Raw genomic sequence first — 15,054 nt, 5'->3', positions numbered from 1 at the left:
GATTCCGGGCCGCCGCGCGTACGGACCGGGACGTGTACGGGCCGCCGTGCGTACGGACCGGGGCGCGGTCGCAAGCCGGGTGGGCCGGGCGGCGGAACCGGTTGGTCCGGCCCGGGGAACCCGCGGCGCGGGAGTACTGCGGGGGCGCGCGGCGCGGGTACGTCTCCGCGACCCCCCACCCTGGCCCCCGCCGGGTGACCGGAGCACCGAGGACGTACCCGTATGGCGCCTGGCGATACCGGACACCGCGTCCGCCGAGGAACGGGACGAGGCCTGGCCGCGCTCCTGCTGCTCCCGCTGGCCGGGCTGCCCGCCGCCCTGGAACTCACCGCCCGGCCCCCGTACGAGGTCATCGGCGTCCCGTCCCCCGCCCCCGACCGGGCCGCCCCGCCGAACGGCGTCGAACGGCCCCCCGGGCCGGCCGCCAGCACGCCGGGCACCGCCCCGACCGTGGACATACGGCGCACCGGCGACCCGGCCAACCGGATCACCCTGGTCCTGCTCGGCGACGGCTACACCGCCGACCAGCAGGAGCTGTTCCGCCGTCAGGCCGACCAGGCCTGGCACGCACTGATGGAGATCGAGCCCTTCCACAGCTACCAGGGCTTCTTCAACATACGGCGGGTCGAGGTGGTCTCCCCGACCCCCGGCATCGCCGAGGGCGAGCAGACCGGCCGCCGCCCCGGCACCCCGCTCGGCATGCACTTCTGGTGCGAGGGCACCGCCCGGCTGCTCTGCGCCGACGAGGCCGCCGCCGCCCGCTACGCCGGGGAGGGCGAAGGTCCGCAGTACCTGATCGCACTCGCCAACTCCAGGGAGTACGGCGGAGCCGGCGGCACCGGGGTGACCACCCTGGCGGGCGGCAGCCCCGACGCCGGGCGGATCATCCAGCACGAGATGGGCCACACCGTCGGCGACCTCGGCGACGAGTACGACAGCGCGCCGGGCGACGCCGACTACCCCAACCTCTCCACCGTGGACGCCGAGGAGATGAGGCGCCGTCAGCTCAAGTGGTGGCGCTGGCTGGGCGCGGAGACCGAGGGCGGCGCGGGCGTGGTCGGCGCCTACCGGAGCGCCAACGGCACCTTCCGCCCCACCGCCGACTCGGTGATGCGCACCCTCGGGGGCAGCTACAACCCGCCCTCCCGGGAGGCCATCGTCAAGCAGCTCTACCAGCGGATCAGCCCCGCCGACCGCCCCGAACCCACCCCCGGCCCGGTGGCCGGCCGCCCCCGACTGCTGGTCCGCCCCGTCCCGCTCGCCGGGGACCGCCAACTGGTGGTCGAGTGGCGGGTCGACGGCCTCCCGGTGACCAGCCCCGCCCCCGACGGCAGCTGGCTGGAGACCGCCGGGCTCGCCGTCCCCGCCGGACGGACCGTCACCGTCTCGGCCACCGTGCGGGACGACACCGACTGGGTCCGGGACGAGGCCTTCCGGGAGCAGCGGATGACCCGGACGGTGAGCTGGACGCTCAAGGGATGAGACGGTGCTTCGTGTGCGACGTCCGGATTCCGGCTGTTGACGGGCTGTTTAACCTGTTCGAGTGAGCACCGACCCGGAGACCGTCGCAGCCCCCACCGTCGCCGCCGTCCCCGGGCAGCGGGCGCCGGTCGCCTCCGCCGCCCCGGGGGCCCCGGGGGGCGGCGCCGCGTGGTTCGCCTGGGCGGTCGCCGCCACCGTCTACGTGCTCGCGGTGATCCACCGCACCAGCCTCGGCGTGGCCGGCATCGACGCCGCCGACCGCTTCGGCATCGGGGCCTCGGCGCTCTCCACCTTCGCCGTGCTCCAGGTCCTGGTCTACGCGGCCATGCAGATACCCGTCGGCCTGCTGGTCGACCGCTACGGGCCCAAGCGCGTCCTGCTCGGCGGCATCCTGCTGCTGAGCCTCGGTCAGCTCGCCTTCGCCTTCTCCACCGCCTTCGGCCCCGCCCTGGCCTCCCGGGCCGTGCTCGGCTGCGGCGACGCCATGACCTTCATCAGCGTGCTCCGGATCGCCGCCCGGTGGTTCCCCGCCGCCCAGAACCCGATGGTCGCCCAACTCACCGGCCTGGTCGGCATGGGCGGCAACCTCCTCACCACCGCCGTCCTCGCCCAGACCCTGCACAGCCAGGGCTGGACCGCCTCCTTCGCCACCGTCGCCCTGCTCGGCGTCGCCGTCTTCGCGGCCGTCGCCCTGCTGCTCCGGGAGGCACCCCCCGGCGCCGCCCCGCTGCCCTCGACCGCCGAGGGGCGGCCCTCGCTCCGCTCCCAGGTCCGCGACAGCTGGCGCGAGCCCGGCACCCGGCTGGGGCTGTGGGTCCACTTCACCACCGCCTTCCCGGCCGGAGCCTTCGGACTCCTCTGGGGGATGCCCTACCTGGTGGAGGGCCAGGGACTCTCGCGCGCCGAGGCGGGCGGCCTGCTCACCCTGCTGGTCTTCGCCAACATGGTCTTCGCCCTGCTGCTCGGCCGCCTCCTGCTCCGCACCGTCCGGGCCCGGATGCCCGTCACCCTCACCGTCATCACCGCCACCGCCCTCACCTGGGCCGCCGTCCTCGCCTGGCCCGGCGCCACCCCGCCCACCTGGCTCCTCGTCACCCTCCTCGTGGTGATGGGAACCAACGGCCCCGCCTCCCTCGTCGGCCTCGACTACGCCCGCGCTAACAACCCGGCGACCCGCCTCGGCACCGCCACCGGCATCGCCAACATGGGCGGCTTCCTCGGCATCGTCACCACCCTGCTGGGCGTCGGCCTCCTCCTCGACGCCCTCACCCCGGCGGGAGCGGCACACACGGCGGACGCGTACCGCTGGGCGCTGTGCTGGCTGTTCGTGCCGCTGGCGTTCGGCACGGGGATGATCCTGCACCTCCGGCGGAAGGTCGCGTAGGGTTTCCGACCTGTGGAAACGCGAATAGCCTGACCGTTGGTCAGGCTATTCGCCCAGCGAGGCGCTACAGCAGGCCGCTGCGCCGCATCAGGTCGACGAACTCGTCCGGGCCGGTGGTGAACCGGAACGGGCCGACCTCGCCGTGGACCGTTCCACCGAGGGAGGGTTCGGGCGCGGGAGGCCGGGCGTTCAGACGGCGGACCAGGTCGACCAGCTTGAGCTTCTCGCAGCGCGGGATCGCCTTGCCGCCGCGGATCCCGACGCGCTCGTAGCTGAGGCAGTGGAAGTACCCGCCGAAGGGCGGGCCGCTGTCCTCCTGACGGTTCGGCATCCGGAAGCCCATCTCGCCGTGGCGGCAGTGCACCGTCCCGTCGGAGCGGACGTGGAAGTCGGGCCCGTCGTCCTGCTGGACCTCGGCGACGATGTGCACCTGCTGCCCGATCGCGTCCGCGAGGGTCTCCGCCATCCGCTGCTGCTGCCGCGGCACGTCGGTGTCACCTCGCCGGATCGACGGCAACAGGTCGGCGGTGACCCACTGCTGGAACCCGCGCGCGGACGGCTTCTTCGATCGCATGATCAGGAGGTAGAGACCCGCCTCGCTGATCACGTTGAGGTAGGGATTGCCCCGCACGGAGGCTTTCTGACCTGCGGGAACGCCGTATGCCTCACTTGAAGTGAGGCATACCGAGCGCATGTCGACGGTGCGCGTGTCCTCCGGCGACAGGATGCGGCTGGCCCAGCTGGGGTTGGTCCGCTGGAGCACCGCACACACGTCGGCCGTGACGAACCAGGGCTCGTCGTTGATCATCACCACCCGGATCGGCTGGCCGGTGACCGGGAAGCTGGTGCGGACCAGTTCCATCGACTCGTCGTTCATGACAGCCCCTCAATTCTGTTCGGAGGTATGGGCTGTCTGGCACAACGAGGCCGAACGGGTGACGTACTGGCCCGCCGAGATCGGACAGGAGTACGCGAGGTGCGCCACCCCGCGTGCGTGCGGAGTGCGCGCCCTCAGGGGGTGACGGCGAAGTGGTCGAGGATGCGGTCGGCGAGTTCGTGGTCGCCGTCCACCGTGACGGGGCCGCGCTTGCCGCGGCCGCAGGAGAGCCGGACGAAGGTCTCCCAGTCCATGCCGAGCGAGACCGTCGGGGCGAGGGTCACCGACTCGTCGACGGTGGCGCGGCCGTCCGCGCCGACCCGGACGGTCCGGAAGAACTCCTGCGCGCCGGTGACGTCGAGGGCGAGGGTGGTGCCGATGGGGGCGCCGGCGGACTTGGCGACGGTGCGGGGGAGGGCGGAGACCAGGTGGTCGCGGGTGATGCGGGCGCCGGGGGAGTCGAGGTTGCCGGGGAGGGCGAGGGCGCGGCGGAGGTCCTGCTCGTGGACCCAGACGTCGAAGACGCGTAGCCGCAGCAGGGTGAGGTAGGGGACGTCCCGGGAGAGCGGGCCGGCCGGCCACCGTACGAGGTCCTCGGCCTGGTGGCGGGAGTCCCGCAGGGCGCGCGAGCGCCGGATGATCGTGTACTCCAGTTCGCCGGTGAGCTCCGGCGGGGTGTGGCAGCGCCGCTTGTCGACGGGGAGCTCCATGTAGCGGGCGAAGTCACCGCTGACGTGCCGGAGGTCGGAGGGGAGGGAGTGGATCGGGCGGGGGTCGCCGAGGAGTTCGGACTCCAGGGCGATGATGTGCGAGACGACGTCGCGGACGGACCAGCCCGGGCACTCGGTGGGACGGTTCCAGGCGTCGCCGGGCAGGGCGGCGACGAGTTCGGATATCGCTTCGATCGACTGCGTCCAGGCGTCGACGCAGGTCTGCACGGTCGTCTCGTTGTCGGTCACGGGTTATCCGGCCCTCCGTCAGTTCCGCACCACCGCACCAAGGTCGGGGCTTCCCGGCGCGGGCGCTACCCGCACGTTACGCTGCCGGGTGACAGCAGGGCAGCGCTTTCGGGTGACGATCGTAGGACTGGTCCCATGGACGGTGGTAGTGTGCGCGCCTCATTGATCCAACTCGCCGTGTCCGACGCCGAGCCGGTGGCGGAACGCCGGGCCCGGGCGGCCGCGTTGGTCCGCGCCCAGGAGGGCGCTGACCTGGTGGTCCTGCCCGAGCTGTGGCCGCTCGGCGGGTTCGCGTACGACGCGTGGTCGGACGGGGCGGAGCCGCTGGACGGCCCGACCGCCGAGGCGATGTCGGCGGCCGCCCGGGCGACCGGGGTGTGGCTGCACGCCGGTTCGATCGTGGAACGCGATCCGGACGGCCCGATCTACAACACCTCGCTGCTGTTCGCCCCGGACGGCGAGCTGGCCGCGACGTACCGCAAGATCCACCGCTTCGGCTTCGACAGCGGTGAGGCGGTCGCGATGGGGGCGGGGCAGGAGATCGTCACCGCCACCACCGAGCTGGGCACCCTCGGTCTGGCGACCTGTTACGACCTGCGCTTCCCGGAGCTGTTCCGGGCGCTGCTGGACGCCGGGGCGGAGCTGCTGGTGGTCCCGGCGGCCTGGCCGGAGCGCCGGCGCGAGCACTGGACCCTGCTGGCCCGGGCCCGGGCGGTGGAGGAGCAGGCGTACGTGCTGGCCTGCAACACCGCCGGCACCCACGCCGGGGTGGAGCAGGGCGGCCACTCGATCGTGGTGGACCCGTGGGGCAAGGTGCTGGCCGAGGCCGGGGCGGGCGAGGAGGTGCTCACGGTGGAGTTCGACGGCGCCGGGGCGGCCAAGGCCCGGGCCGAGTTCCCGGTGCTCCGGGACCGCCTGCTGGGCATCCCGGCCCCGGTCCAGCGCTGACCGCGCCCCGACGGTGATCACGGACGGCCACCGGGCCGCCCCGGGTGCTGCCCGGGGCCCCGGTGGCCGCGGCCGTTCTGCGCCGGGGCACCGCGCTGACCTGCGGACACGGCCGAATGTCCGGATATGGAGGCCGTGAGGCTCTTGCGCACCAGCTGGGCGCATTTGAGAAGATGAGCCTTGGTCGTGTTCCCGTCCGGGCCGGCCGAGGGCCAGCACGGAGCCGGAGAGGAGCCCGACGACCGCATGTCCAGCACCCTGGGACTCCCCGGTGACGGCCGTCCGGCGATCCAGCGCAACAGCCTGCGCGAGCAGATCGCCGCGGCGCTCCGCGAGGAGATGATGGCCGGCCGGCTGGAGGCGGGCCGCAACTTCACGGTCAAGGAGATCGCCGAGCTCTACGGGGTCTCCGCCACCCCCGCCCGCGAGGCGCTGGTCGACCTGGCCGCGCAGGGCCTGCTCCGGGCCGAGCACCACCGGGGCTTCACCGTCCCCGAGTTCTCCTGGTCGGACTTCCTGGAGATCTTCGAGGCCCGCACCCTGCTCACCGACTCGGCCCTGCGCCAGCTCCACGACCGGGTCAGCCGCTACGACTGGCACCGCCTCCCGTCCCTGCGCCGCCGCGCCGAGGCCGCCCAACGGGCCTCCCGCGCCGGGCAGTTGGACGTCCTGGTCGGCTGCGACCTGCGGTTCTGGCACGAGGCCGCGGTGCTGCTCGACAACACCCGGATCGCCGGCTACCTCGGCTGGCTGCGGGTGCAGTCCTGGATGTACGCGGCCCCCTACCTGCGCGCCGCCGACTCCATGGAGGGCGTCTGCTGGGACCGCCACCCCGAGCTGGTGGACCGGATCGAGGCCCGCGACATCTCCGGCGCGCACCGGATCGTGAACCAGTACAACCTCTTCACCGTCGAGCTGCTGGCCCGGCTCGGCGGCCACTCGCTGGAGTCGGTGGGCGTGCTCTCCCTGCTGCGCGGGCCGGTCCCCGGCGGCGGCTCCCCGGCTCCGGCCGATCCGCCCGCCTCGCCGCCGCTGGCCGGAGCGTCCACCGAGGCGCCCGTCGGGGCGTCCGCCGGGCCGGAGGTCGGCCACGGGCTGGTGCCGCTCCCCAGGGCCGTCCCGCCGGGCCGCTTCGGTCGCCCGTCCGCCCCCCGCGCCGGGAAGCCGGCCGAGGAGGCCGCCGCTCGCCGCGAGGCCCTGCCCGGGCAGTAGGGTGGGCTCTCCGTTGCCCCGCCCCCTGAGAGGAAGAGCCGGCCCATGGCCTGCGACCTCTGGCTCGTCCCGCTGGTGGACGTCCTGACGTACAGCTCCGACAACCCGTTCCGGGACGACCTGGCGCGCTACGACGCCGCCCTCACCGCGCACGGGCTGCCGCCGGTGCCGGTCTACCAGTACTCGGCGGAGCTGAGCGGCTCGGTGGAGCCGATAGCCGCCTTCGACTACGACTCGCTCCACTTCCTGCGCCGCGCCTACCTGTTGGGGCTGACCGGGTTCCAGATCACCCCGGTGGACGCGCTCGGCAGCGACTACGAGCAGCTGCTGGAGATGTTCGAGTCCACGGCCGAACAGTCCCATCTGGTCTGGCACTTCGACCACGCCGGGGCGTACGTTCCGATCGACTTCCAACTGCCGCTGGTCGCCGACGAGTTGCTCGCCGAGGGCGGGCCGCTCGGGTCCTCGTACGGGCTGCTGCGCGAACTCCAGGCGGTGGCACCGGTGTTGGGCATCGACCCGCTCGACCCGCCGGCCCCCACCCGCCCGCTCGCCCCCACCGAGCTGGAGCAGCCCTTCGAGCCGCCGATCGACGACCTCCACCCCTACGCCCGCGAACGCCACGCCTGGGCCGGCCTCTACGCCGCCGCCACCCGAAGCGTCACCCAGGGCTCCATGATCGTCTTCGCTTAGGCGTCCCGCTGAGGGCGACCGTCGGGGACCCAGGGGCGCGAGGAACTGCGCGCGGCGGTAGGCGGAGACCCGTGTGCCGGGTACGGACAGTCACTTGCCAGTGGATCCCCGTACCCGGCAGACGGGTCATTTCCTTCCGCTTCGCGCAGTTCCTCGCGCCCCTGGGGTGACCACCTGCCGCGCGCCCCCGCAGGGTTACCGCAGCGGCCCCTCCGGGGGGCGTTGGCGGGGCATGGTGGGCCGGGTGCCCGGCGGGGGGAGGACGCGGACCTGGGCTCCGGTGCCCGGTTCGGTGCGGCCGCCCCAGGGGCCGGGCGACTGGGTGGGCAGCTGCGTCATGCCGGCCCGGAACTCGAGCATCCACTCGGAGGTCTCGCTGCGGACCACGTCGGAGACGTCCTCGCAGAAGCGCCGCAGCACCCCGAGGCACCGCTCCGCCGCCTCCCCGGCCGTGCCCTCGGTCGGCCCGAGGACCTCCCGGACGCACTCCGAGGCCCAGTCGAACTGGAAGGTCTCCAGCCGCCGTTGCAGCGCCTGCGCGGTGGAGACGTCCCGCATCCAGCCGGAGGTGAGGCCGAAGGCCCGGTCCAGGCCGACGCAGGCGGCGGAGAGGGCGAGCCCGACGTAGCCCCAGGAGGCGTGGAAGGAGAAGGCGCCGGTCATCGAGACCAGCGGAGCCGTCACCCCGGCCACCGCGAACCCGGCGGCGCCGAAGCGGAGCAGGCGGGCCCAGCGCCGCTTCCAGACCCGGTCCCGGCGGTACCAGTCGATGGCCTCGACCGCGCGCTCCTCGGACCAGCGGTAGAGCTCCTCCAGCCGCTCGGCGGGCTCGCCCCAGTCCCCGAGCGGGAACTGGCGGGCACTCAGGTCGGTGCGGCGGCGGGTCGGGGTCGGGCTGGAGGTGGCCACGGGCTGGTCCTCTTCACCGAGGTCCTTGCCCCAAGGGCTCTCCTCGGGCTGCATTTCCGGCTGGCTCACCTGTGGGGCTCCCTGTGGCGGGCGGACTGCGAAGGCCCTGGCGGGGTGCCGGGCCTGACGGTGCGTCGGGCGGTCGGTGTCGGGCGGCCTCTATCGGGGGATGGCGGCCGGATCTGACACCGTGTCGGACGGCGGCGCCAGGAGCGGGTGCGGGATGCCCCATGGTGCCGTGCCCCGGCCGTGGCCGGGGGTCGTCCGACAGACCTTCTTACCGCCGAATGGCTGACCGTGTGGCCGCTTCGGCCGCGATCGTTATCGGAATTCACCCCATCGACCCGAGGTGGGAGAGTTGCGGCGGCCGATCGGATTTCACCCTTCCGAGCGAGCCCGTCCGGTCCTGCGGCCCTGACTCCGGCCACTCTGCCGGGCCCGGCCCGGGGCGCTCCCTGGAGCTTCCTCCAGTCCCGGGGCCCCGTAGCAGGCAATCCGTTGGAGCTTGCCACGGGGCCCGCACCCGGGGCCGGAACGGCCACCGACTACGCTTGCCAAGCGTGAAGGTCCTCGTCATCGGCGGCGGCGCCCGCGAACACGCCCTGTGCCGCTCCCTGTCCCAAGATCCTGCCGTGACCGAGCTGCACTGTGCCCCGGGCAACGCCGGGATCGCACAGGTGGCGACGGTCCACCCCGTCGACCAGCTGGACGGTGCGGCCGTGACCGCGCTGGCCCGGGAGCTCGGCGCCGAGCTGGTCGTGGTCGGCCCGGAGGCCCCGCTGGTGGCCGGCGTCTCGGACGCCGTCCGGGCGGCCGGCATCCCGGTCTTCGGCCCGTCCGGGGAGGCCGCCCAGCTGGAGGGCTCCAAGGCCTTCGCCAAGGACGTGATGGCCGGGGCCAACGTGCCCACCGCGCGCTCCTACGTCTGCCGCACCCCGGAGGAGGCCGCCGAGGCGCTGGACGCCTTCGGCGCCCCGTACGTGGTGAAGGACGACGGCCTGGCGGCCGGCAAGGGCGTGGTGGTCACCTCCGACCTGGCCGAGGCGCTGGCCCACGCGGCCTCCTGCGAGCAGGTGGTGATCGAGGAGTACCTGGACGGTCCCGAGGTCTCGCTGTTCGCCATCACCGACGGCACCACCGTGCTGCCGCTGGTCCCGGCGCAGGACTTCAAGCGCGCGCTGGACGGCGACGAGGGCCCGAACACCGGCGGCATGGGCGCCTACTCCCCGCTGCCCTGGGCCCCCGAGGGCCTAGTCGACGAGGTGCTGGAGACGGTCCTGCAGCCGACCGTGGACGAGCTGCGCCGCCGGGGCACCCCGTTCTCCGGCCTGCTCTACGCGGGCCTGGCGCTGACCTCGCGCGGCACCCGGGTGATCGAGTTCAACGCCCGCTTCGGCGACCCGGAGACCCAGGTCGTGCTGGCCCGGCTGCGCACCCCGCTGGCGGGCGTGCTGCTGGCCTCGGCCAACGGGACGCTGGGCGGGCTGGAGCCGCTGCGCTGGGACGAGGGCGCCGCGGTCACCGTGGTGGTGGCCTCCGAGGGCTACCCGGCCGCGCCGCGCACCGGCGACCCGATCGAGGGGCTGGCCGAGGCCGAGGCCGAGGGCGCGTTCGTGCTGCACGCCGGCACCAAGGAGGGCCCGGACGGCTCCGTGCTGAGCGCCGGGGGCCGGGTGCTCTCGGTCACCGCGACCGGGGCCGACCTGGCCGCGGCCCGCGAGCTGGCCTACCGGGGCGTCGCGCGGATCTCGCTCAAGGGCGGGCAGCACCGCACCGACATCGCGCTGAAGGCGGCGCAGCAGTAAGGACGGGCACGGCCGTGAGGGCGCTGCGCCCGGTGGGATCACCCGCCGGACGCAGCGCCCTCCGTCGTTCTGCGGACCGCTCTCCCGTTCGAGCGGGCGGCAAACCACCACACCGCTCGGCGGCAGGATTCCAGCCCTTCGGGTGATCCGATGACCATCCGGCTGACGTGGCCGTGTCCCGGGTCGTAGGGTGCGCTGGATCGCGTGGGCGGCCGTCGGCCGCTGCGGTCTCCGCCGGGTGTCCGGGCCCGGCCGGGGGGAAGCTGACGGTGGCGTCCCGGGTGGTGGTTGTCACCAGGACGGGTGGAAACGGTAGCGATCCGGAACACCCACCCGTGGACGGGCGTCAAAACTGTCAGAAGTGCCAAGCACGATGCACAACCGGGGGCGACCTCCGTCGCCTCCCGGTCGGATACTGATCATTTCGAGTCGGCCCGGGTGACCGGATCGCCGCCTCCCCTCCGGAGGGCGGTGCGGTCCTCCCGTCCCCGGGCCCCGAAGGGGGTGCCGCGCCACATGGCCGCTGTCGACGCAGCCCGCGCACGTGCCCAGGCCGTGCTGAGGGTCCGCGGGCTGGCGCTGGGCGCCGCCGCGCTGCCCGTCGCCGTCGCCGTGGTGCTGCTGGCCGGCCGGTTCACCGGCCGGATCGGCGCTCCCGGCTCGGCCGACGCGGGGGTCTGGGACGCCGTCCGCTGGGTGGTCTGCGCGGTCGCCGCGCTGGTGCTGCTGGCGGCCGGCCTGGCGGCCCGGGCCTACGCCCGGGCGGTGCCGCCGCGCACCCCCGCGGTGCCGCTGGCCCGGGAGGACGCACCGGAGCTGTACCGCCAGATCGGCGACCTCGCCGAGCGGCTCGGCGTCCCGGCGCCCTCCGCCATCGCGCTCACCCCGGACTGCGACAGCTGGCTGGAGGAGCCGCCCGGCCGCCGCCGCAAGGCGCCTGACGGCCCGTCGGCCCCGGTCGGCGACGAGCTGAGGGCCGGCCGGAGCGGGCAGCAGGCCGCCCCGGTGCTGGTGATCGGCTCCCCCTTCCTCTGGTGGATGCGGGCCGGCGAGCTGCGCGCCCTGCTTGCCCCGGTGGTGGCCGGCACGGCGGCCTCGGCCGATCCGGAGATCGCCGCCGCCCGGCGCTTCCTGCGCGGCCTGGACGCCTCGCTGGGCGAGCGGCGCGGCCCCGGGGCGCTGCCGGGCGCGCTGTTGGACCGGCTCACCCGGCTGCTGCTCTCGGCCTGCCGGGAGCACGCGGCCGAGCTGGAGCGGGCGGTCGCGGCCGCCGCCTCCGAGCAGGCCAAGGCGGTGGACTACGGGCTGCGGATCGCCGCCCAGGAGCAGGTCGGCCTGGCCTACGCGGGGTGGGACAGGCTGCTCACCCGGGTCGCCCTGCCGGCCTGGCGGCTGGGCCGCCACCCGGCCCACCTGAACGCGGGCGTGGTCTCCGCGCTCACCGAGCTCTCCCGCCGGGACCGGCTGGCCGACGGCTACGGCACCCGGCTGGGCGACCGCCCCGCCTGCGACCTGCTGGAGGAGCCGGGGAAGGTGGACGCGGCGGTCTCGCTGCTGGCCGCCGAGGTGCTGTTCGGCGAGCCGGTGGGCACGGTCGGGACGGGCTGGCGCGAGCTGGCCTGGGCCGACTACCCGGCGGAGGTGGTCGAGGCGGGCTGGCGCGGCCAGGCCGGGGCGCTGCGCGCGGTGCTCGGCGAGCGCGCGCCGGAGGAGCCCGGCCCGGCGCTGCACCTGGTGCTGACCCGGCTCGCGGAGGGCGGCGGCGAGCCCCTGGCGGCAGCACTCGCCGCGCACGTGGCGCGCACCGGGCAGGTCGCGCCCCCGCTGCAGGTCGTGCGCACCGGCCGGGACCTGCTGGCCGACCACGTCACCGCACTGGTCTGCCTGACGGCGCTGGAGGCCGGGGCCGGCCGTCCGGGCCTGGACTGGCTGGACGGCCCGGTGCTGCTGCTGGCGGGCGCCCGCAGGCCGGAGCTGGCCGCCCTGGTGGCCGAGGCGGTGGAGCACGGCGACGGTGCCCCGCTGCGCGGCTGGCTGGAGTCGGCCGGGCTGCGGACGACGGGCTCGGTACGGCTCTGACGAGGCGTCATGCCCCGGTCAGGGGACCGGCCCGGTACGAATCAATTTTCAACGACACTTGTTGCTACGGTGGGGTGACGCAGCGCCAGCACTGTGGTGTGCTGGTCCGCACGCACATCCGCGTGGCACATGCCACCGGGGGCCGAGCCGGGCCGGTGCGAGGGGGGAGGGGCGCGCGTGGGGTCGGAACTCAACCGCCGCTGGGAGTCGGGGACGCTCAAGCACGGGGTCTCGGACCCGTTCGGCCAGGGCCCGCTGCCCTGGCTGCGGAGTCCGGACCACTACGTGGCCGGCATCGAGGGCGCGGTGCCCTGGTACGTCAGCCTGGACGCCCCGGGCCAGCGCCCGCAGGCCGCCCCGCGCCCCAAGCCACCGGTCGGCACCCCGGCCAACTCCGACGACGTGGTGCGGCAGATCAAGGGCTTCGCCTCGGCCGGGGTGATCCGCCCCGGCGGCTCGGTGGACCTGCGGGTCACCGTGAACCCGCCGCGCGGCTTCACCGTGGACGTCTACCGGATCGGCCACTACGGCGGTGACGGCGCCCACCACATGACGGCCAGTCCGCTGATCTCCGGCCTGGCCCAGCCGGCCCCGCTGGTGGTCGGCCGCACCGTCTCCTGCCACCACTGGTGGCAGTCCTGGCGGCTCCAGGTCCCGCTGCACTGGAGGCCGGGCGCCTACGTCGCGGTGCTGACCACCGCCGACAACCTGCACCGCAGTCACATCCCGTTCACCGTACGGGACTTCGAGCAGACCGCCGACCTGCTGCTGGTGCTCCCGGACGTCACCTGGCAGGCCTACAACCTGTTCCCCGAGGACGGCCTGCACGGCGCCAGCCTCTACCACGCCTGGGACGAGACGGGCGGCCTGCTCGGCGAGGAGGACGCCGCCGTCACGGTCTCCTTCGACCGCCCGCACGCCGGCGCCGGCCTGCCGCTGCACGTCGGCCACGCCTACGACTTCATCCGCTGGGCCGAGCGCTACGGCTACGACCTGGCCTACGCCACCGCCACCGACCTGCACGCCGGGCACGTCGACCCGGCCCGGTACAAGGCGATGGTCTTCCCCGGCCACGACGAGTACTGGTCCGAGCCGATGCGCCGGGCCGTCGAGGCGGCCCGGGACGGCGGCACCTCACTGGTCTTCCTCTCCGCCAACTCGGTGTACTGGCGGGTCGAGCTGGAGCCCGGCCCGTCCGGCGAGCCGCACCGGCTGCTCAACTGCCGCAAGCGCCAGCGCGTCCCGGCCGACCACCCGGCCGCCGGGGTGCCGGGCAGCCGCAGCGCCCTGTGGCGGGACGCGGGCGAGCCGGAGCAGCGGCTGCTCGGCGTGCAGTACGCGGGCCGGGTGCCCACGCCCGTCCCGCTGGTGGCCCGGCACACCGGCCACTGGCTCTGGGAGGGCACCGGCCTGCGCGAGGGCGAGGAGCTGCCCGGCCTGGTGGCCGGTGAGGCGGACCGTTACTTCCCGCGGGTCGCGCTGCCCGAGCACACCGAGCGGGTGCTGCTGGCGCACTCGCCGTACCGGGACGCCGAGGGGAAGGTCCGGTACCAGGAGAGCTCGCTCTACCGGGCGCCCAGCGGCGCCTACGTCTTCGCCTCCGGCACCTTCGCCTGGTCGCCCGCGCTGGACCGCCCGGGCCACACCGACGAGCGGATCCAGCGGGCCACCGCCAACCTGCTCGACCACCTCTGCAAGGCCGGTCCGCAGTAGCCGGGGGCGGGGGTGCGGGGGCGCACGTGAAAGACTCGGAGCCCCAGCACCCCTTCCCCCGAGGACTGAGACGACCTTGAGCGGATTTGTCACCAAGCCCGAACCGGTCCAGGTACCTGGTCTGGAACACCTGCACACCGGCAAGGTGCGCGACCTCTACCGGGCCGCCAACGGCGACCTGGTGATGGTGGCCAGCGACCGCACCTCCGCCTTCGACTGGGTGCTGCCCAACGAGATCCCGGACAAGGGCCGGATCCTCACCCAGCTCTCGCTCTGGTGGTTCGAGCGGATCGCCGACATCGTGCCCAACCACGTCATCTCCACCGAGCTCCCGGCCGGCGCCCCCGCCGACTGGAAGGGCCGGACGCTGATCTGCCGGGCGCTGGAGATGGCCCCGGTGGAGTGCGTGGCCCGCGGCTACCTGACCGGCTCCGGCCTGGTCGAGTACCGCAACGACCGCACGGTCTGCGGCATCGCCCTGCCGGAGGGCCTGGAGGACGGCTCCGAGCTGCCCGCCCCGATCTACACCCCGGCCCTCAAGGCCGAGGTCGGCGAGCACGACGAGAACGTCTCCTACGAGGAGACCGCCCGCCGGATCGGCGCGGACCTGGCGGCGACGCTCCGTCAGACCACCCTGGCCGTCTACTCCCGGGCCCGGGACATCGCCCGCGAGCGCGGCCTGATCCTGGCCGACACCAAGTTCGAGTTCGGCCTCTACGAGGGCGAGCTGGTGATCGGCGACGAGGTGCTCACCCCGGACTCCTCCCGCTACTGGCCGGCCGACCTCTGGCAGCCGGGCCGGGCCCAGCCCTCCTTCGACAAGCAGTTCATCCGGGACTGGCTGGACTCCCCGGCCTCCGGCTGGGACCGGAAGAGCGAGCAGCCGCCGCCGGAGCTGCCCGCCGAGATCGTGGCCACCACCCGGGCCAAGTACGTCGAGGCGTACGAGCGCCTGACCGGCAACACCTGGCAGTGACGCCGTAACGGCCGGGG

General features: G+C 74.4%; 12 protein-coding genes. 9 read left to right on the top strand and 3 right to left on the bottom strand.

Going from position 1 to position 15,054, the window contains the following annotated elements; genetic code table 11:
- Positions 1-222 precede the first annotated feature (222 nt).
- Positions 223-1,482 (top strand): M64 family metallopeptidase, encoded by a 1,260-nt coding sequence (locus ACIA8O_RS09840; RefSeq protein ID WP_396293128.1) that lies wholly within the window; start codon positions 223-225, stop codon positions 1,480-1,482.
- A 61-nt stretch (positions 1,483-1,543) separates the two neighbouring features.
- Complete coding sequence (locus tag ACIA8O_RS09835) at positions 1,544-2,866, top strand: nitrate/nitrite transporter (RefSeq protein WP_396293127.1); 1,323 nt, start codon at positions 1,544-1,546, stop codon at positions 2,864-2,866.
- A gap of 64 nt (positions 2,867-2,930) precedes the next feature.
- Here the strand turns inward: ACIA8O_RS09835 and ACIA8O_RS09830 are convergent, their stop codons facing one another.
- Together ACIA8O_RS09830 and ACIA8O_RS09825 are read right to left on the bottom strand one after the other, a co-directional pair.
- Positions 2,931-3,743, bottom strand: coding sequence for a Bro-N domain-containing protein (locus tag ACIA8O_RS09830; RefSeq protein WP_396293125.1), 813 nt, complete (start codon positions 3,741-3,743; stop codon positions 2,931-2,933).
- A 134-nt stretch (positions 3,744-3,877) separates the two neighbouring features.
- The gene (locus ACIA8O_RS09825; protein ID WP_396293124.1) at positions 3,878-4,702 is read right to left on the bottom strand and encodes a maleylpyruvate isomerase family mycothiol-dependent enzyme; all 825 of its coding nucleotides are present in this window, start codon (positions 4,700-4,702) and stop codon (positions 3,878-3,880) included.
- 150 nt (positions 4,703-4,852) lie between these two features.
- Between ACIA8O_RS09825 and ACIA8O_RS09820 the strand changes: the two genes are divergently transcribed.
- The 3 genes from ACIA8O_RS09820 (at position 4,853) to ACIA8O_RS09810 (ending at position 7,555) form a co-directional block, all read left to right on the top strand.
- Complete coding sequence (locus ACIA8O_RS09820; RefSeq protein ID WP_345290470.1) at positions 4,853-5,650, top strand: carbon-nitrogen family hydrolase; 798 nt, start codon at positions 4,853-4,855, stop codon at positions 5,648-5,650.
- A 246-nt stretch (positions 5,651-5,896) separates the two neighbouring features.
- On the top strand, positions 5,897-6,862 hold the full coding sequence (locus ACIA8O_RS09815; RefSeq protein WP_396293123.1) for a GntR family transcriptional regulator: 966 nt from the start codon (positions 5,897-5,899) through the stop codon (positions 6,860-6,862).
- A 45-nt stretch (positions 6,863-6,907) separates the two neighbouring features.
- On the top strand, positions 6,908-7,555 hold the full coding sequence (locus tag ACIA8O_RS09810; RefSeq protein WP_345290468.1) for a hypothetical protein: 648 nt from the start codon (positions 6,908-6,910) through the stop codon (positions 7,553-7,555).
- Between the two features lie 195 nt (positions 7,556-7,750).
- On the opposite strand, the gene ACIA8O_RS09805 is transcribed toward ACIA8O_RS09810, so the two are convergent.
- On the bottom strand, positions 7,751-8,533 hold the full coding sequence (locus ACIA8O_RS09805; RefSeq protein WP_396293122.1) for an SLATT domain-containing protein: 783 nt from the start codon (positions 8,531-8,533) through the stop codon (positions 7,751-7,753).
- 491 nt (positions 8,534-9,024) lie between these two features.
- Between ACIA8O_RS09805 and purD the strand changes: the two genes are divergently transcribed.
- From purD to ACIA8O_RS09785, 4 genes are all read left to right on the top strand, one after another.
- A complete protein-coding gene (purD, locus tag ACIA8O_RS09800) occupies positions 9,025-10,269 on the top strand; it encodes a phosphoribosylamine--glycine ligase (RefSeq protein ID WP_396293121.1) in 1,245 nt (414 codons plus the stop codon).
- A 516-nt stretch (positions 10,270-10,785) separates the two neighbouring features.
- Positions 10,786-12,348, top strand: a complete 1,563-nt coding sequence (locus tag ACIA8O_RS09795) for a hypothetical protein (RefSeq protein WP_396293120.1) — start codon at positions 10,786-10,788, stop codon at positions 12,346-12,348.
- Between the two features lie 177 nt (positions 12,349-12,525).
- Positions 12,526-14,061 (top strand): N,N-dimethylformamidase beta subunit family domain-containing protein, encoded by a 1,536-nt coding sequence (locus ACIA8O_RS09790; RefSeq protein ID WP_396293119.1) that lies wholly within the window; start codon positions 12,526-12,528, stop codon positions 14,059-14,061.
- 76 nt (positions 14,062-14,137) lie between these two features.
- Entirely contained in the window at positions 14,138-15,037 is a 900-nt protein-coding gene (locus tag ACIA8O_RS09785) for a phosphoribosylaminoimidazolesuccinocarboxamide synthase (RefSeq protein ID WP_396293118.1), read from the top strand.
- Positions 15,038-15,054: the final 17 nt, after the last annotated feature.

Origin of the sequence: Kitasatospora sp. NPDC051853 (genome assembly GCF_044452665.1) — a bacterium.
Classification (GTDB): domain Bacteria; phylum Actinomycetota; class Actinomycetes; order Streptomycetales; family Streptomycetaceae; genus Kitasatospora.
This window is presented reverse-complemented; position numbering and strand designations above follow the sequence as displayed.